This is a genomic window from Desemzia incerta (assembly GCF_900115825.1).
Lineage (GTDB): Bacteria > Bacillota > Bacilli > Lactobacillales > Carnobacteriaceae > Desemzia > Desemzia incerta.
The window spans coordinates 304,410-322,769 of the sequence record NZ_FOXW01000002.1 but is presented as its reverse complement, the minus strand read 5'-3'; the positions used below and the strand labels follow the sequence as shown (position 1 = coordinate 322,769).

General features: G+C 37.3%; 13 protein-coding genes, 10 tRNA genes and 1 riboswitch. Of the genes, 19 read left to right on the top strand and 4 right to left on the bottom strand.

Features of this window, described 5'->3' with window-relative positions:
* Nucleotides 1-16 precede the first annotated feature (16 nt).
* The 10 genes from BM137_RS04175 (at nucleotide 17) to BM137_RS04130 (ending at nucleotide 1,043) form a co-directional block, all read left to right on the top strand.
* A tRNA-Ile gene (locus BM137_RS04175) sits at nucleotides 17-90 on the top strand.
* A gap of 38 nt (nucleotides 91-128) precedes the next feature.
* Nucleotides 129-216 (top strand) — tRNA-Ser (locus BM137_RS04170).
* Between the two features lie 39 nt (nucleotides 217-255).
* Nucleotides 256-327, top strand: a tRNA-Glu gene (locus tag BM137_RS04165).
* Between the two features lie 46 nt (nucleotides 328-373).
* A tRNA-Ser gene (locus BM137_RS04160) sits at nucleotides 374-463 on the top strand.
* A 36-nt stretch (nucleotides 464-499) separates the two neighbouring features.
* Nucleotides 500-572 (top strand) — tRNA-Met (locus BM137_RS04155).
* Nucleotides 573-608: 36 nt separating this feature from the next.
* A tRNA-Asp gene (locus BM137_RS04150) sits at nucleotides 609-681 on the top strand.
* A gap of 16 nt (nucleotides 682-697) precedes the next feature.
* A tRNA-Phe gene (locus BM137_RS04145) sits at nucleotides 698-770 on the top strand.
* Between the two features lie 10 nt (nucleotides 771-780).
* Nucleotides 781-851, top strand: a tRNA-Gly gene (locus BM137_RS04140).
* A 17-nt stretch (nucleotides 852-868) separates the two neighbouring features.
* Nucleotides 869-942, top strand: a tRNA-Ile gene (locus BM137_RS04135).
* Nucleotides 943-971: 29 nt separating this feature from the next.
* Nucleotides 972-1,043: transfer RNA gene (locus BM137_RS04130), tRNA-Glu, on the top strand.
* 102 nt (nucleotides 1,044-1,145) lie between these two features.
* On the opposite strand, the gene BM137_RS04125 is transcribed toward BM137_RS04130, so the two are convergent.
* Nucleotides 1,146-1,691 carry a hypothetical protein gene (locus tag BM137_RS04125; RefSeq protein WP_143084233.1) on the bottom strand — a complete coding sequence of 182 codons (546 nt, stop codon included), beginning with the start codon at nucleotides 1,689-1,691 and terminating at the stop codon, nucleotides 1,146-1,148.
* Between the two features lie 418 nt (nucleotides 1,692-2,109).
* Nucleotides 2,110-2,195: riboswitch (SMK box riboswitch) on the top strand.
* Between BM137_RS04125 and metK the strand changes: the two genes are divergently transcribed.
* Nucleotides 2,193-3,380: a methionine adenosyltransferase gene (metK, locus tag BM137_RS04120; protein WP_092479886.1), complete on the top strand. Its 1,188-nt coding sequence runs from the start codon at nucleotides 2,193-2,195 to the stop codon at nucleotides 3,378-3,380. (Overlaps the previous riboswitch by 3 nt.)
* Before the next feature lie 43 nt (nucleotides 3,381-3,423).
* Here the strand turns inward: metK and mnmM are convergent, their stop codons facing one another.
* The gene (gene mnmM / locus BM137_RS04115; protein WP_092479885.1) at nucleotides 3,424-3,990 is read right to left on the bottom strand and encodes a tRNA 5-(aminomethyl)-2-thiouridylate-methyltransferase MnmM; all 567 of its coding nucleotides are present in this window, start codon (nucleotides 3,988-3,990) and stop codon (nucleotides 3,424-3,426) included.
* 15 nt (nucleotides 3,991-4,005) lie between these two features.
* Nucleotides 4,006-4,677, bottom strand: coding sequence for a phosphatase PAP2 family protein (locus BM137_RS04110; RefSeq protein ID WP_092479884.1), 672 nt, complete (start codon nucleotides 4,675-4,677; stop codon nucleotides 4,006-4,008).
* A gap of 267 nt (nucleotides 4,678-4,944) precedes the next feature.
* On the opposite strand from BM137_RS04110, the gene BM137_RS04105 reads away from it, so the two are divergent.
* The 6 genes from BM137_RS04105 (at nucleotide 4,945) to BM137_RS04080 (ending at nucleotide 15,448) form a co-directional block, all read left to right on the top strand.
* Nucleotides 4,945-8,001 (top strand): LysM peptidoglycan-binding domain-containing protein, encoded by a 3,057-nt coding sequence (locus tag BM137_RS04105; RefSeq protein ID WP_143084232.1) that lies wholly within the window; start codon nucleotides 4,945-4,947, stop codon nucleotides 7,999-8,001.
* Between the two features lie 405 nt (nucleotides 8,002-8,406).
* Complete coding sequence (gene nagE, locus BM137_RS04100) at nucleotides 8,407-9,876, top strand: N-acetylglucosamine-specific PTS transporter subunit IIBC (protein WP_092479882.1); 1,470 nt, start codon at nucleotides 8,407-8,409, stop codon at nucleotides 9,874-9,876.
* A gap of 459 nt (nucleotides 9,877-10,335) precedes the next feature.
* Nucleotides 10,336-11,658 (top strand): arginine deiminase, encoded by a 1,323-nt coding sequence (locus BM137_RS04095; RefSeq protein WP_092479910.1) that lies wholly within the window; start codon nucleotides 10,336-10,338, stop codon nucleotides 11,656-11,658.
* A gap of 28 nt (nucleotides 11,659-11,686) precedes the next feature.
* Nucleotides 11,687-12,703 carry an ornithine carbamoyltransferase gene (gene argF, locus BM137_RS04090; protein ID WP_177192492.1) on the top strand — a complete coding sequence of 339 codons (1,017 nt, stop codon included), beginning with the start codon at nucleotides 11,687-11,689 and terminating at the stop codon, nucleotides 12,701-12,703.
* Between the two features lie 82 nt (nucleotides 12,704-12,785).
* Nucleotides 12,786-13,733, top strand: a complete 948-nt coding sequence (gene arcC / locus BM137_RS04085; RefSeq protein ID WP_092479881.1) for a carbamate kinase — start codon at nucleotides 12,786-12,788, stop codon at nucleotides 13,731-13,733.
* 209 nt (nucleotides 13,734-13,942) lie between these two features.
* Entirely contained in the window at nucleotides 13,943-15,448 is a 1,506-nt protein-coding gene (locus BM137_RS04080) for a YfcC family protein (RefSeq protein WP_092479880.1), read from the top strand.
* 70 nt (nucleotides 15,449-15,518) lie between these two features.
* Here BM137_RS04080 and BM137_RS04075 read toward each other — a convergent pair whose 3' ends face one another.
* Nucleotides 15,519-16,226: a Crp/Fnr family transcriptional regulator gene (locus BM137_RS04075; RefSeq protein WP_092479879.1), complete on the bottom strand. Its 708-nt coding sequence runs from the start codon at nucleotides 16,224-16,226 to the stop codon at nucleotides 15,519-15,521.
* A gap of 309 nt (nucleotides 16,227-16,535) precedes the next feature.
* On the opposite strand from BM137_RS04075, the gene BM137_RS04070 reads away from it, so the two are divergent.
* Nucleotides 16,536-17,627, top strand: a complete 1,092-nt coding sequence (locus tag BM137_RS04070; RefSeq protein WP_092479878.1) for an ABC transporter permease — start codon at nucleotides 16,536-16,538, stop codon at nucleotides 17,625-17,627.
* 18 nt (nucleotides 17,628-17,645) lie between these two features.
* Nucleotides 17,646-18,320, top strand: coding sequence for an ABC transporter ATP-binding protein (locus BM137_RS04065; protein WP_092479877.1), 675 nt, complete (start codon nucleotides 17,646-17,648; stop codon nucleotides 18,318-18,320).
* Nucleotides 18,321-18,360 lie beyond the last annotated feature (40 nt).

The following is an 18,360-nucleotide window of genomic DNA, read 5'->3' as shown; positions in this document are numbered from 1 at the left end:
CACCCGCTTTTTTTATGGGCCTATAGCTCAGCTGGTTAGAGCGCACGCCTGATAAGCGTGAGGTCGATGGTTCGAGTCCATTTAGGCCCATTGCATAAACATAAATTTAAGTAAACTTTTCGTTGATTGGGGAAGTACTCAAGTGGCTGAAGAGGCGCCCCTGCTAAGGGTGTAGGTCGCTAACGCGGCGCGAGGGTTCAAATCCCTCCTTCTCCGTAAGTTTTAGTACCATTCCATAATATGGTGAAAATTAAAGGCCCGTTGGTCAAGCGGTTAAGACACCGCCCTTTCACGGCGGTAACACGGGTTCGAATCCCGTACGGGTCATAAGGTTTCATTACCTTATCAAATCAAATAGATTAATTGTTATATCGGAGGATTACCCAAGTCCGGCTGAAGGGAACGGTCTTGAAAACCGTCAGGTGTGTAAAAGCACGCAAGGGTTCGAATCCCTTATCCTCCTTAACTCACTTTTTGTGGGCAGAAACATTTATATTATCGCGGGGTGGAGCAGTTGGCAGCTCGTCGGGCTCATAACCCGAAGGTCACAGGTTCAAGTCCTGTCCCCGCAATATATTGCTCTTTGAGCAATAGAAAATAGCAACAATGGTCTCGTGGTGTAGGGGTTAACATGTCTGCCTGTCACGCAGAAGATCGCGGGTTCGATTCCCGTCGAGACCGTTTTAACTGAATATAAGGCCCGGTAGCTCAGTTGGTAGAGCACTTGATTGAAGCTCAAGGTGTCGGCAGTTCGACTCTGTCCCGGGCCATAACTAAAATGCGGGTGTAGTTTAGTGGTAAAACCTCAGCCTTCCAAGCTGATGATGGGAGTTCGATTCTCCTCACCCGCTCTTTTTTTATGTCTTCAGGGCCTATAGCTCAGCTGGTTAGAGCGCACGCCTGATAAGCGTGAGGTCGATGGTTCGAGTCCATTTAGGCCCATTACCTTATGGTTAAAAATAATTAATTAAGGCCCGTTGGTCAAGCGGTTAAGACACCGCCCTTTCACGGCGGTAACACGGGTTCGAATCCCGTACGGGTCATACGATAAAAGGTGACGACGTCATAATGACGCCGTCAGTTTTTTTTATTTTGAATGGAACAAACAAAAGCATCCTTTTTATGAAGATGCTTTTTGCTGCACATTATAGTAGGTAAAAAGAAATGGTTTCAATAAGAGTAAAGACAAATAGATAAGTCATTTGATAAAGGAACAGTGTTTTTAAGCACAGTTTTTTTTCTTTTTTACGATGGATCATATTTATAAAATGAAGAATAAATGGAACAGTGAATAGGAACAATACTAACAAGTAACCAAAAGTGCTGGCGAGTAAAAAGATAGTTGTCAGATAAATAAGTGTAATCAGGATAAGTGTCTTTAAAAGGAAATCTTTTTTCAATATAGGTTGCTGGACAGTTGTTTGCAGGTAATACGTATGCATCTCTACCAAAATATTGACCAGGACCAATGGAATGCTCCATTTTAATAACTCCAGCGGTAAAAAGTGAACTTGAGTAAAGAAACTCAAGTAGGTAATGATTCCGCCTTTAAAAAAACTGACAACTAAAATGGTCAAATTGGACCACCCTATACTTTTAAGATAATGCTGGAAGTGCATGATTAGACTATAAAGAATAGTTAACAATGCTACTAAGTAATTCGTTGATACAGCAAGTGTACTAATCAGCACAAGATTAATGATCTCTAACAGGATGAATGGAAGAGTGAGAGTGCTCTTAGCAAACAGTTTATGTTTGGACAAATACGACTCAATATAGTAGTTCGTAAATAAGTATAGGTATAACAGGAAGAAAACGGAACGATTAAAAGAGTTATATTGTAAGGCATATACTGTTCCTATCATTAAATAACTAAGTGGTCTAAGAAAAACTAGTACAATAGGATTGTATAAAAATTGCTCAATAAAGTGTTTAAAAGTTTGTGTCACTGAGAATCCCCTTTCTTGAGGTAACGTTATATTCAAATTGGTAATGAGTGCAGTGGATCATTTTCTTATCTATCATACCAAAAAAATACAATGGATAAATAAAAAGTTTTTCATAGACCAATTGACGTATCATTTTGTATCTAATTGTGATAAACTGTATAAGGTTTGCAAAAGGATTCCCGATAGGATTCACTTTGAATAGTGGAGAAGCCTTGTAACCGAAAAAACAAAGGGGGATATCTAATGTCAGAAAGAAAATTATTTACATCCGAGTCCGTATCAGAAGGACATCCGGATAAGATTGCGGATCAAATAAGCGACGCAATTCTTGATGCCATTTTAGAAAAAGATTCAACAGCTCGTGTAGCTTGTGAGACAATAGTCACAACTGGTCTAGTTTTAGTAGCAGGAGAAATTTCGACTACTGCTTATGTGGATATACAAAAAATCGTTCGTGATACCGTCCGAGATATTGGATACACAAGAGCAAAATATGGATTTGATGCAGAAACATGTGGTGTACTTGTCGCAATAGATGAACAATCGGGAGATATTGCTCAAGGGGTCAATGATTCAGTTGAATCTAGAGAATTGAATGATGATGAGTTAAGTCAAATAGGAGCTGGAGATCAAGGATTGATGTTTGGTTTTGCTATCAACGAAACACCAGAATTGATGCCGTTGCCTATTTCGTTAAGTCATCGTTTAACAAGAAAAATTGCAGCTTTACGTAAAGAGAATGAGATATCTTACTTACGACCTGACGCTAAAGCACAGGTTACTGTAGAGTATGATGAAGCAGGGAAACCAGTTCGAGTGGATACTGTGGTTATTAGTACCCAACATGCTCCAGAAGTGGCTTATGAAGAGCTAAAGCAAGATATGATTGAAAAAGTGATCAAACAAGAAATTCCTGCTGAATTGTTGGATGAAGAAACAAAATACTTTATTAATCCAACGGGTCGATTCGTTATTGGTGGACCACAAGGTGACGCTGGGTTGACAGGACGTAAAATTATTGTAGATACTTACGGTGGATACGCTCGTCATGGTGGAGGAGCTTTCTCTGGAAAAGATCCTACAAAAGTTGACCGTTCAGCAAGTTATGCTGCACGATACATTGCGAAGAACATCGTTGCTGCTGGTTTAGCAGATAAATGTGAAGTGCAATTAGCTTATGCTATTGGTGTAGCTCAACCCGTTTCTATTTCGATTGATACATTTGAAACGGGTAAAGTTTCAGAAGCTAAATTGATTGAAGCTGTTCGTTCTAATTTCGACTTGAGACCTGCAGGTATTATTCAAATGCTTGATTTGCAAAGACCTATCTACAAGCAAACTGCAGCTTACGGTCATTTTGGCAGAACAGATATTGAACTGCCTTGGGAAAAGACGGATAAAGTAGACGTATTAAAAGAATTATTAAGTTAAATAAAAAAGAGATGGATATTCCATCTCTTTTTTATTTTGCCTCTTAAACTAGTTTTTCAACAGCCAACAAAAATGGCGGGTAATTTTTTTGATTTATAAACCCATATTTCAATGTACTGTATTCTTTTTGAGGCAATTGCGAAACGTATTCAAGTACAGCATCTTTTTCTTCTTCTCCGCCTTCGTGACCATAATAGACAACAATAATCAATAAGGAACCTTTTCTTAGCAACGGTAGGAGAGTAGAAATAGCTTTTAGTGTCGTTGAACTTCTAGTAATGATCGATTTATCGCTTTTAGGTAAATAGCCTAAGTTGAATATAGCTCCAGAGACGGGAATTTTGGGGTCAATGATTTCACCTAGTGTTTCATGACCTTGTTGGTATAACTCCACTTGCTGATGTAAATTTGTATAAATTAATTTTTCTTTAGTCGTTTCTATGGCTTTTTTTTGGACATCGAATCCGTAGACCTTACCGTTAGTTCCGACCAATTTAGCTAGTAGGACGGTATCTGATCCATTTCCTACAGTAGCGTCTACCACGATATCTCCTTGACTGATAGTATTTTTCAATAATGTATGGCTGAATCGTAAAGCATTTTCAAGCACTTATGAACACTCCTTTTATTTACTTCGACTTATAACAGTCTTCCACTTAGGGTATGTTCCAATCGTAAAGCTCAACCAGGCAGCACCGGCTGAAAAACCTCCGATAACATCTGTTGCAAAATGTACTCCTAGATAGATGCGACTTATTCCAATAAGCAAGATAAGAATCGCTGCAAAAATAAATAAACCAATACGCAGTTTTTTTTGACGAATAATTTTAGTAAGCAGAAATAAAATCCCACCATAACAAATCATAGACCCCATTGAGTGCCCACTCGGAAAGGAGAGTCCCCCTTGTTCCACCAAATGTTCAATAACAGGCCGAGCACGTTGAAAAATCACTTTTAAGAGTTGATTTAGTAGGCCTGCTCCCAGAACAGATTGTAAAACTAACCATAAAGCTGCTGAACGATTTTTGTATCTCCACGCACACAAAACAGCTGTCAAAAGGACGAAGATTCCTAAAAAAATGGTTCCTCCCAAGTCAGTTAGAAAAATAAAAAAAGGGGTCAGTGTTGGATTTCTCAAAGATAAGATAGGTTGACCAATGCTGCGATCGATAAACTGAATAGTCTCCTCGCTTATCGAACCGCTTAAAACAATAAAAATAAAAGGGAGCGCTAAAATCAAACTCCAAACATACCAAGGATAACGCTTCATAAATGTAGATGATTTAGTAGATGTCATAAGTTTCCTGCTTTCTAATATACTCCATTTAGTTTATCATAATTTTGAATAAACGCTTCACTAAAAGTTCTTATTTTATATACAAAATAAGAGTGGAATTTCAGTTATAATAGAGCCAGATGTTTATTTGTAAAATTACATTCGTGTGACAAATGTTAAGTTTAACAAAACTATTTTTTTAGGGTTCATTTATAAAAGATTACCGTTATAATTAGATTATCTATCGTAAAATGTTGAGGGATTTATTCATAGGAGGGACCTACTTTGGTGATAACTAGAAAAGAAAGAATTTTCTTAGTAGAAAAAGAAAAAACAATGCAAAAGAATCTGTGTTCTAATGCCCGATTAAAAAAAGGCACTGCACTGTTTAGCACGTCTTTATTAGTAGGTTTACTAGCATTTCCTACATATTCTGAAGCTGTTGAAGCTAACGGAAATGAAGCAGATAACAGTAAAACAGATACTATTGAAGTAGAACAAAATAATACCGTTGCTGAAGGCAATGAAGTGGCTGTTGAAACAGAAACTAGTGAAACTGCAACAGTAGCTGACGAAAGCCCGTTAGAAGACCAAGAAACTGCAAAAGAGCAATTAATAGTAGAATTGAAAAAGTTAGTGACTCCAGAAATTTTCGAATCTATTGATTTCGAAACATTGTCTATAGAAGATGTAGATCAATTGATGGATGAAGCTCTAGTTGCTACAACCGAAGCCGATGCAGTAGAAGAAACAGAGGAGACTGAACCAGCAATCGAGTTGGAAGAGCAAGAACCTTCTCAAGATCTAAATACGGATACCACAGAAGAAATTGATGTAGTAGTGGATGAAACTACAGAACAAAACGACGCTGAAGTTGTTTCTGAAGCATCTGTAGAAGAAGTTACAGAAGTTGTTGAAGAAGAGGCTACTAAAGAAGTTAAGCCAGCTCCTGTAACAGAAACTGTAAAACCAGAAGTTGCAAAAGTTAAAGAAGAGACACCGGCACCGTCTAAAGCTAGAACTATGATGGCAACTACGTCAGCAGTTGTGAAAGAAGAAAAAGCTGCGCCAGTTGTTCATGTTGTTAAGAGTGGAGACACTTTAAACAAGATTTCTAAACAGTATGGTGTGTCTGTAAATAACTTGATGACTTGGAACAACATCTCTAATAAGAACGTTATTCGTGTTGGACAAAAATTGACAGTTAACCAACAAGCTTCATCTGCTCCTAAAGAAGAATTAAAAGATATCAATAAATCTCAAACACCGGCACAATTCATTGAAACGGTAGCTTCTTTTGCAAGTGAAATAGCAGCGAAAAACAATTTATATGCATCTGTAATGATTGCTCAATCAGGATTGGAAAGTGGTTGGGGAGGAAGTGCTCTTGCTAAATCGCCAAATCACAACTTGTTTGGTATCAAAGGTTCATATAATGGCGAGTCCGTTACGATGTACACAAAAGAATACTCAACGAGTACAGGCTGGATCAACATTCCGCAAAACTTTAAAAAGTATCCTTCATATGCTGAATCTTTCCAAGATAATGCAAACTTACTAAAAAGAGGAACTTCATGGAATCCCGAATTTTATGCTGGAGCTTGGGTCAGCAATACTTCTAATGTTTACGAAGCTACAGCTTGGTTAGAAGGTCGTTACGCAACAGATCCAACGTATGCAGCAAAATTAAACAATTTGATCAACGAATACAATTTAACTCGTTTTGATGTGAAGCAATCTGGAGGTTCAAATGGAAACACTCCTGCTCCTTCGATTCCAGAAACACAAAAACCAGTTGATAACGGCAATAATAATACAGAGAATACGAGTCAGTATACTGTTAAATCTGGAGATACATTATCAGGGATTGCAAGAAGATACAACACAACTGTAGCGAAATTAAAATCGTTGAATAATTTAAAATCCGATACGATTTATGTAGGCCAAAAACTTGCTGTAAATGGAGCTGTTAAAGAAGAAATTAAACCTTCAACTGGAGGAAACGGCTCTAACACAGGTTCGAATACTTCAAGCAGCTATACGGTTAAATCTGGAGATACGCTGTCAGGCATTGCAAGAACATACAGCACTACAGTAGCTAATTTGAAATCGTTGAACAAATTATCATCTGATACAATTTATGTCGGTCAAAAATTAGCTGTTAGTGGTCAGGTTAAAGAAGAGACAAAACCTTCTGCAGGAACTCCTTCAAACAATACTGGATCAACCGCTACTCAACACACAGTTAAAGCTGGAAATACATTGTCTGGATTGGCTAAGCAATATGGAACAACAGTAGCTAATTTAAAATCGGTGAATAACTTAAAATCTGACACTATTTATGTGGGTCAAAAGTTAGTAATTAAAGGTACAGCTAATACAGAAACTAAACCAGCACCATCTACGGGTACTGGGTCTAATACTGGAACAAGCAGCTATGCAGTTAAATCTGGAGACACGTTGTCAGGTATTGCAAGAAAATACAATACTACTGTAGTGAACTTGAAATCATTGAACAAGCTGTCATCCGATACGATTTATGTAGGTCAAAAATTAGCGGTTAGCGGAACTGTTAAAGAAGAGGCAAAACCTTCTACAGGGACTCCTTCAAGCAATACTGGATCAAGCACAACTCAACACACAGTTAAAGCTGGGAATACATTGTCCGGATTGGCTAAACAATACGGAACAACAGTAGCTAATTTAAAATCGATCAATAATTTAAAATCTGATATCATTTATGTGGGACAAAAGTTAACAGTTACAGGAACGACGAATGTAGTGACAAAACCAGCACCGTCTACGAGTAAAGAGTCTAATACTGGCAATGCAACTAGCTACACGATTCAATCTGGAGACACATTGTCAGGTATAGCCAGAAAACACAATACAACAGTAGCTAATTTGAAATCGTTGAACAAATTGTCATCAGATACTATTTATGTGGGTCAAAAGTTAACGATTCAAGGAACAGCATCTTCTAACTCAACGGCTCCTGCTCCAAAACAAGAAACAGTTGTCAGCAATCTGGATGTCAATTACACTGTCAAAAGTGGTGACACATTAACAGCAATTGCTAATAAATACAGTGTTTCGGTTTCAGATTTGAAATCATGGAATAAATTAAGTTCCGATACGATTTATGTAGGTCAAAAATTAGCGGTTAAAGTAGGAACGTCTACAACTGTTAAACCTGTTGCTTCAAACAGCAAATATACAGTAACAAGTGGAGATACGCTATCAGGCATTGCTTTAGCTAATAAAGTTTCTATTGCTCAATTAAAACAATGGAACAACTTAAGCTCAGACTTGATATTTGTAGGGCAACAATTAACCGTGAAGTAAACACAATTTCGAAAATACCAATCAGCAAATACACAGCAGCAAGTTCATGTCTAAAAGATGTGACCTTGCTGTTTTTTTAATTGGTATACCTTAAAATAAAACGCTTACTACATAACTGTATCACATGAAGTGACCCAGAAAAACCTAGGTGTCGGGTTTATTCGAATACGTATTCAACAGCAGAACATTGGATTGACATTAATCTGCTGGATTGGTATGATTTCATTTAGAAAGTGATCACATGAATCAAATGTTATTAGTGCATTTATTGCTAGATTTAATACTCGTGAAAAAGAACTTATTCATCGATTTTATTTTTTGAAAGTGATTTACTTTACTACACAAAAGGAGCGAAGAAAAAAACAGTCACCGGTCACTTAGGTTAGAACATATTGGAGGAAAAAAATGAAGGCTTACTTACAAAGATTAGGCAGATCATTGATGTTGCCAGTTGCTGTATTACCTGCAGCAGCAATATTAATGGGTATTGGATATTACATAGATCCATCTGGTTGGGGCGGAGACAGTGTGATCGCTGCTTTTCTGATCAAATCAGGTAGCGCACTTATCAATCATATGGGAGTATTATTTGCAGTTGGTGTCGCATTGGGAATGTCTAAAGATAAAGATGGAGCAGCAGCTTTAAGCGGATTGGTTGCTTGGCAAGTCGTAACCGTATTGCTGGCACCTGACTCAGTTGCTATGCTGCAAAGTATACCTATTGAAGAGGTTAACGTAGCATTTGAAAAAATCGAGACACAGTTTATAGGAATATTATCTGGATTGATCGCGGGTGCATTGTATAATCGCTTCTACAATGTCAAATTACCTCAAGCATTAGCTTTCTTCAGCGGGAAGCGGTTAGTGCCGATCGTAACCTCATTTGTTATGATGCTGGTATCTATGGCGCTGTTATTTGTATGGCCGCCAGTTTATAATTCATTAGTTACTTTTGGTACGACAATCAGTGGTTTAGGAGCAGCAGGAGCGGGACTATATGGTTTGTTCAATCGTCTGCTGATTCCTACAGGATTGCATCATGCACTAAATTCTGTATTCTGGTTTGATGTAGCTGGTATTGCAGATATCAATAATTTTTGGGCAGGTACTGGCGTAAAAGGGGTTACTGGAATGTACCAAGCTGGTTTTTTCCCGGTTATGATGTTTGGCCTTCCAGCTGGAGCTTTAGCCATGTATCATACAGCTAAAACAGCTAAAAAGAAAACGACAGCATCATTGATGATGGCAGCAGGATTTGCTTCTTTCTTCACCGGTGTAACTGAGCCGTTAGAATTTGCATTCATGTTTGCTGCTCCAGCATTGTATGTAACACATGCAGTATTGACAGGTCTTTCGTTATTTGTGGCTGCTGCTTTCCAATGGACAGCCGGGTTCGGTTTTTCAGCTGGTTTAGTGGATTATATATTGTCATTCAATTTGCCGTTGGCTAATCAGCCGTATATGCTGCTGATTCAAGGATTAATTTTTGCTGCTGTTTACTATTTCTTGTTCCGTTTTATTATTCTTAAGTTCGATTTAGCTACTCCAGGACGTGGAGATGAATTAGCAGAAGACATGCAAGAAAGCGAAACAGACAGCATGTCTTCTAGACCAAGCTCTAGAGATGAACGTTTTAGAAAACAAGCCGAGACGATTCTAGCGGGATTAGGCGGGAAAGAAAATGTTTCTTCTATCGATAACTGCGCCACTCGTTTACGTTTGGAAATCAATGACATGACTGTTGTTGATGATGCTAAAATCAAATCTGCAGGTATTGCAGGTATCAACAAAGTTAGTGATCGAAACATTCAAGTTATTGTAGGTACAGAAGTTCAATTTGTAGCAGATGAAATGAGCAAATTAGCTAAACAATGATGATAGCAGAGTCCTTAAAAGAGAGTATCAAACCTCTCTTTTAAGGGCTTTTTGTGTTTGGTTAGTAATAAAAATACAGTATAGCTTCTTTGTCTCCTATTAGGGTTTCAAAGAAGTTATGAAAGGATAGGACAGAAGGATAAAATAGCCCTAAAAAATAAAAAACATTACAGTGAAGCCTTTAAACGAAATAAAACACCCTTTCTTTAATTCTGTTAATTTTCTCATTAAAAAATTAACGATTTCTTATAGTTCATAATAATTGTATAAATACATTTTTTATGCAATTATTATGAAAAAGAAATGAATTTTAATACTAAAAAAGTATATTTATAAAAAACATTTTAAAAATGTGAGCAAATCGACATTTTGTTTGTACGTTTCATTTCCTTTATGGTGGTTGGTAACGCTATTATAGGAGTGTGGAAAGATAAAAGAGGAGGATATGACATGACAGAAATAACAGCACCTATTCATGTGAATTCAGAAATAGGAAAATTAAAAACTGTTTTATTGAAGAGGCCAGGAAGAGAAGTAGAGAACTTGACTCCTGAAATTATGGAGCGTTTATTGTTTGATGACATTCCTTATTTAAAAGTGATTCAAAAAGAACACGATGAATTTGCAAAAGCTCTAGAAGACAATGGTGTAGAGGTTCTATATTTGGAAAAACTAGCAGCTGAGGCTATTGATGCTGGAAACGCGAAAGAAACTTTTGTAGAGAAGGTGTTAAGCGAATCAAATATAGAGTCGCCGAGCGTATATGAAGGGTTGAAAAACTATTTATTGGATATGGAAACCCAAGACATGGTCATTGCTATTATGGAAGGTATTCGAAAAAAAGATGTTCATACTAAACAAGAACATTTAAGCGATGTGGCTGAAGATGGCGGAGAGCCTGTTGAGAAAAAAGGATCAGGAAGTTCATATTTTACAGAAGATGAATCTGATCATTTAAGGGATGTTTCTAATGATGATGATTACCCATTCTACATGGATCCGATGCCGAATCTTTATTTTACAAGAGATCCAGCTGCTTCTATGGGAAATGGTTTAACTATTAATCGAATGATGTTTGAAGCTCGCCAACGAGAATCATTGTTTATGGAAGCAATCATGCAGTATCACCCACGGTTTGCAAGCAGTGACGTTCAAATTTGGCGTGATCGAAATCATACATCTTTTATGGAAGGCGGAGATGAGTTGGTTCTAAATGAGAAGACTCTGGCCATTGGAATTTCTCAAAGAACTTCTGCTCAAGCTATTGAAGAGTTAGCTTTAGAGCTGTTCAGCAAAGGATCAACTTTTGAAAAGATATTAGCGATTAAAATCCCGAATGTTCGAGCAATGATGCACTTAGATACAGTGTTTACAATGGTGGATTATGATAAATTTACTATTCATCCAGGGATTTTACGTATCGGAGGATCGATTGATGTTTACGTTATTGAAAAAGGAGATGAACCAGGCAAGGTCAAAATCACTCACGAAACTGATTTAGAGAAATCATTGAAGGATGTTTTAGGAGTCGAAGAATTAACATTGATTCCTTGTGGTGGTGGAGACGCTATTGCAGCTCCGCGTGAACAATGGAATGACGGGTCAAATACGTTAGCCATTGCGCCAGGAGTAGTGGTAACTTACGACCGCAACTATATGTCGAATGAATTGTTGCGAGAACATGGAATAAAAGTGATTGAAATTTCTTCAAGTGAATTGTCTCGAGGACGTGGGGGCCCACGCTGCATGAGTATGCCGCTTGTACGAGAAGATTTAAATTGATAACAATTTAATTTATTGGGGGACATAAATGATGAAAAATGTATTTCAAGGACGTAGTTTATTAGCAGAAAAAGACTTTACAAAAGAAGAGCTAATGTATCTGATTGATTTTTCACAGCATTTAAAAGAAATGAAGAAAAAAGGCATTCCTCATCGTTATTTAGAAGGCAAAAACATTGCATTGTTATTCGAAAAATCTTCTACTCGTACACGGGCTGCATTTACAGTAGCGTCTGTTGATTTAGGAGCTAAGCCTGAATATTTAGGAAAAGACGACATCCAGTTGGGTAAAAAAGAATCTGTAGAAGATACCGCACGAGTATTAGGCGGTATGTTCGATGGAATCGAATTTCGTGGTTTTAAACAGTCAAACGTAGAAAAATTAGCCAAATATTCCGGCGTTCCAGTATGGAATGGATTAACAGACGAATGGCATCCTACCCAAATGATTGCGGACTTTTTGACCATTAAAGAAAACTTTGGTCATTTAGAAGGAATCACATTAGTATACGTAGGAGATGGACGGAATAACGTAGCAAATAGCTTATTGGTCACTGGAGCTATTTTAGGCGTGAATGTTCACATCGTATCACCAAAAGAGTTGTTCCCGGAACAAAATATCGTGGATATGGCTCAAGGATTTGCGGATAAATCAGGCAGTCGATTAATGATCACTGATGATGTTCAAAAAGGCGTAAAAAACGCTGATGCATTATATACCGATGTTTGGGTGTCTATGGGAGAAGAAGATAAGTTTGAAGAACGTGTTAACTTATTGAAGCCTTATCAAATCAATATGGACATGATCAAATCTACAGGCAAAGATGATGTCATATTGCTTCATTGTTTGCCGGCATTCCATGATACAGAAACGGATTATGGTGAAATGGTAAAAGAAAAATTTGGTGTTGGTGAAATGGAAGTAACGGATGAAGCATTCCGCAGCAAACATGCGCGCCAATTCGATCAAGCAGAAAACCGGATGCACTCTATTAAAGCAATCATGGCTGCTACATTAGGAAACTTATTTATTCCAAAAGTTTAGTATACGGAGTAAAAGAGGCTGTGACTGTTTCATAGCCTCTTTTACTCGTTCATTTTAAATTTTGATAGAGGAGAAATGTAGAATGGGAAAAAGAAAAATCGTCGTAGCACTTGGCGGAAATGCTATTTTGTCTGAAGACGCGAGCGCTGCAGCTCAACAACAAGCTTTAAAGCACACTGCAGAATTTTTAGTACAGTTTATTGAAAATGGAGATGATCTGATCATTTCTCATGGAAATGGTCCTCAAGTAGGCAATCTATTACTTCAGCAAGAAGCAGCTAATAGCGAAAAAAATCCTGCGATGCCATTGGATACATGCGTAGCGATGACTCAAGGAAGTATTGGGTATTGGCTCCAAAATGCTATGAACGATGTGCTAACCGAACGACAATTGGAAAAAGAAGTCGTTTCTTTAGTCACTCAAGTAGTAGTAGACGAAAAAGATCCAGCATTTGAAAAACCGACTAAACCTATAGGACCTTTTTTGACGAAAGAAGAAGCAGAAAAGGAAATGAGTCATTCAAATGCAGTTTTCAAAGAGGATGCTGGGCGTGGCTGGCGAAAGGTTGTTCCTTCACCAAAACCGATCAGCATCAAAGAACATAAAGTGATTAACCAGCTAGTAAACTCTGGTGTTGTTACGATCACTGTCGGTGGTGGCGGAATTCCAGTTGTCCAAAAAGAAAATAAAGTGCAAGGTGTAGAAGCTGTTATCGATAAAGATTTTGCTTCTCAAAAGCTTGCGGAATTAGTAAAAGCCGATTTACTGGTTATTTTAACAGGAGTAGACAACGTATTTGTGAATTACAACACACCTGAACAAAAGAAATTAGAACGGGTTTCTGTAAAAGAAATGAAACAGTATATGGAAGAAGATCAATTTGCGGCAGGGAGTATGTTGCCAAAAGTGGAAGCAGCTATCCAATTTGTTGAAGGTTACCCTGAAGGAAAAGCGATCATTACTTCATTGGAAAACATCCAAGGAGTACTGACGGAAGAAGGAGGGACGATTATTACAGTTATGGATTAAGCCATGTGACCAAACTCAGCTGGAAGTTTTTGGTTTTTGTCGGAACTCCAGTGATGATCAATTAGTGGAGTTCCGTATTGAAAATGTAGTGATCTTTTTTCTGTGAAGAAAAAAATAATGCTGCTATAGATAATCTTGTTATGTTCATTTCATTAAGGATGTTATAGTAAATAGGGTAATTTAATGAGTTAAAATAGGAGGTATGAGTTATGGAAGCAAGTCAAAAGAAAAAAAGATTTAATATGCCCTCATCTTATACTGTATTGTTTCTTATCATTTTAGTCATCGCGATACTTACTTGGTTCGTTCCAGCCGGAGAATATCAAGTCGATGAAGCAGGGAACATTTTGTCTGGCAGCTACCAAGTAACGGAACAACATCCTCAAGGGTTATGGGATATCTTTATGGCTCCTGTCAAAGGTATGATTGGTACAGAAACAACACCAGGAGCTATCGAGGTTTCTTTGTTTATTTTAGTGGTTGGAGGATTTTTAGGGGTTATCAATCGCACAAAAGCTTTAGATACCGGAATCGCTCAAATCGTTAAAAACTATAAAGGAAAAGAAAAATTGCTGATTCCTATCTTAATGTTTATTTTTGCTTTAGGTGGGACAACGTTTGGTATGGCGGAAGAAACCTTAGCTTTTTATCCTCTGATCATACCCGTTATGATAGGTGTAGGATTTGATACATTAGTTGCTGTATCAGTTGTATTGTTAGGATCTGGTGTAGGAGTATTGGCTTCTACAGTTAATCCGTTTGCTACAGGAGTAGCGTCTCAAGCTCTGGGTCTAAGTCCAGGAGAGGGAATTCTGTGGCGATTGATTTTCTTTTTAACGATATATGCGATTGCTACGTTATTTGTTTATCGCTATGCGGTTAAAGTTCAAAAAGAACCTTCACATTCGCTGGTTTATAAGGACTACAAAGAGAATCAAAAAAAATTCGCTGTAGCAGATATTAAAGAAGAAATGACAAAGAAACAAAAAGTTGTCATGATTCTTTTTGCACTGACTTTTGTCGTTATGGTTTTAGGATTGATTCCGTGGTCTACTTTGAATCCAAACTGGACATTCTTTGAAACACTGAATCAATGGTTGATAGATTTACCCATTGTGGGAACTGTATTAGGACAACAATTGGTTCCTCTCGGCAGTTGGTATTTTATGGAAATTACGATGTTGTTCTTATTGATGGCTATTATTATTGGACTTTATTATCGTATACCTGAAGGGGAAATTGTTTCTACGTTTATTGATGGAGCTAAAGATTTATTAGGAGTAGCTCTAGTAGTAGCGTTAGCTCGAGGCATTCAAGTGGTGATGAACGAGGGAATGATCACCGCTACCATTTTGCATATTGGGGAACAAAATTTATCTGACCTTTCTCCAGTATTCTTCTCTATACTAACGTATGTGTTTTATATTCCAATGTCTTTCTTGATTCCATCAACTTCAGGTTTAGCGGCTGCGACTATGGGAATAATGGGACCACTAGGCGGCTTTGCTGATGTACCTGAGCATGTCGTTATCACTGCTTATCAGGCAGCAAGCGGAATCGTTAACTTGGTGACGCCGACTTCAGGAGTAGTTATGGGAGCATTGGCGATTGCAGGTATAAATTTGACCACTTGGTGGAAGTTTACAGCTAAATTAATCGGTGTGATATTTATCGTCAGCTGCATTATCTTAGGGATCGCTGCAGTCTTAGGTTGATACTAACTGGATAAAACAAAAAGAAACGCTTAAGAAAATTACTTTCTTAAGCGTTTCTTTTTGTTTTGAATCATTCTTCCCAATAATTCTTAAAATACAGAACATCGTTAAACGTCAACACTTTATGACTGTATTCGATTTTTCCGATTTGTTTTAATTGTTTTAATTTGATGCCTACAGTTTCTCTAGAACAGCCGCTTATTGTGGCAATTTCACAGATTGTAATGGGGTATGGGACTTTGATTTTATTATCCCCAACGCTGATGCCTAAATCATTCATAAGAAAAGACAATACTTTAACGATTCGTCTGCTGGCGTTAGAACCGACCAAAAACTGAATCCGCTCTTCATGTTCTTTCAAGATAGAGGATAGACTCTTATAAAAGTGAAGCATTTGATGCGGATTGGCAGCAAGGACAGATTCAAAAACCTCTGTAGGAATACAATACATCTCTACGTCTGTCAAACAATAAGCTGTATAACGGTAGGTAGGGTTTGAAAAAAGTTCTCCATAAGGAAATAGTTTATCTTCCTTAATATAGTCTGTGTACATATATATAGCACTAACGTCATAGCGTTCTAACTTGACCAAACCTTTTGAAAGATAAAATACTTTATTTCGGTGATCACCTTCATCAAACAGTACTTGCCCTTTTTTATATTTTCGAAAATGCATGCTGTGCGAAATACGATTGAACTCATCATCTGTAAAGGCTCGAAACACTTCTTTTTTTCTTAGTAAGGAGTTGTTTATATTTTTATCTTGAATAGACAACATATTATTCCCTCCAATAAATTAGAAACTAGTATTTCACTTTTCTATACCTATAATAAAAAATTCACAATATAAGTATACCATAAAAAAGCTATGTATATGATAGTTGAAAGCGTTATTTTACAGAATTTGGTTGCTTTAGAAAAGAGGATAAAGACTACTAAAATCACGTTATTGCTATTACTTTTACTTATCAAATTGTTACATTTTGTTATACTTCTTCTCAAGCCATTTCGATTTACATCGTACACGATTTAATATATGCTATGCTCAATCAGTAAAGTAATAGCTGAAAATGAAGGAGATGGAAACATGTTTCTAGCATGGAAAGAAATTAAACATTCAAAAACAAGATTTGCATTAATTATTGGAGTAATGGTACTGGTCTCATACTTAGTATATTTTTTAACGGGATTAGCATATGGACTGGCTCAAGATAATCGAACAAGTGTAGACAAATGGGATGCTGATGGAATTGTTTTGACAGATGAATCAAATTCCAATATCAATATGTCGATGATCACTTTAGGTCAGGCAGAAGATGTTTCAGGAGACGAAACAGCTTTGTTAGGACAGACAGCTGGAGTCGTTCGAAAAGAAGGGACATCAGGAGAATCATCGAAAATCAATGTCACTTTTTTTGGAATCGATCCAGATGAATTTATCATGCCTGAACTGATAGAAGGAGAGGCTTTTACGAATAACGATGAAGCCATAGCTGATATTAGTTTAAATGAAGAAGAAGGTATTGAAATCGGAGACGTCGTTCAGCTGGCTGGGAGCGATAAGGAACTGACCGTAACAGGATTTACAGAAAATGCGAAATTTAACGTAGCACCAGTTTTATATACGACGATCGGTTCTTTTCAAGAAATTAGATTTGAAAGAATAGATGAGTCTGAAGAAGGAAGAATCAGTGCCGTAATCGTGCGTGATAGTGAAGAAGATTTATCTGGAGTACAGATTGATAATGACGATTTAGTCCCTTATGAAATCGGTGAATATATTTATAAAATTCCAGGATACAGCGCACAAGTATTGACGTTTGGTCTAATGATCGGATTCTTGATCGTCATTGCTGCAGTAGTTATCGGTATTTTCATCTATGTATTAACGTTGCAAAAATCTAGTTTATTTGGAGTTATGAAAGCTCAAGGTATTTCGTCGGGGTATATTGCTAAATCAGTTATTGCTCAAACATTTATTCTATCTGTCGTAGGGGTAGGAACAGGTTTGTTATTAACATTAGGTACATCATTGGTATTGCCGGCTACTGTTCCGTATCAAAATAATGTTTTATTTTTAGCAGGTATTACTGCTTTATTAGTTATTGTAGCAGTTTTAGGCGGTTTGTTCTCAGTTAGAACCGTTGTTAAAATTGATCCATTAGAAGCAATTGGGTAAAATCAGGAGGGAAATAATATGAAATTAATCGAATGTAAAAATGTTTCTAAACGTTTTGGAGAAGGACGTACAGAAATCGAAGCATTAAAAGAAACTAATTTCTCTGTTGAAGCTGGCGAGTTTGTTGCGATTATTGGACCGAGTGGGTCAGGTAAAAGCACATTGTTGACGATCATCGGTGGACTGCAAACTCCAACTGAAGGCAAAGTGTTGATTCGGAACAATCCTTTTAGTGAAGAAGAAGAGAAAAAACGAGCAGCATTGCGTTTCAAAGAAATCGGTTTTATTCTTCAAGCCTCCAACTTGGTTCCGTTCTTAAATGTCCGCGACCAATTGAGATTAGTCAATAAAGTTGAAAAAACCAAAATGGAAAAAGAACAAGCAGACAGCCTATTAGAAGAATTAGATGTTTTGCGATTGGAAAAAAGCTACCCAAGTGATTTATCAGGCGGGGAGCGCCAAAGAGTAGCTATTGCTCGAGCTTTGTATCATGATCCTTCTGTGATCTTAGCTGACGAACCGACAGCCAGTTTAGATTCAGAAAGAGCCTTTGAAGTGGTAGATATTTTAGCACGAGAAACAAAAAGCAAACAAAAAGCTACTATCATGGTTACTCATGATGAACGTCTAATTGATAAGTGCGATAAAGTTTATGTGATGAAAGATGGTACGTTAACATTGCGCGAAAGCTAATATGCAAAGTATGGAATACAGGAACAGCGTAAGAAAAAGG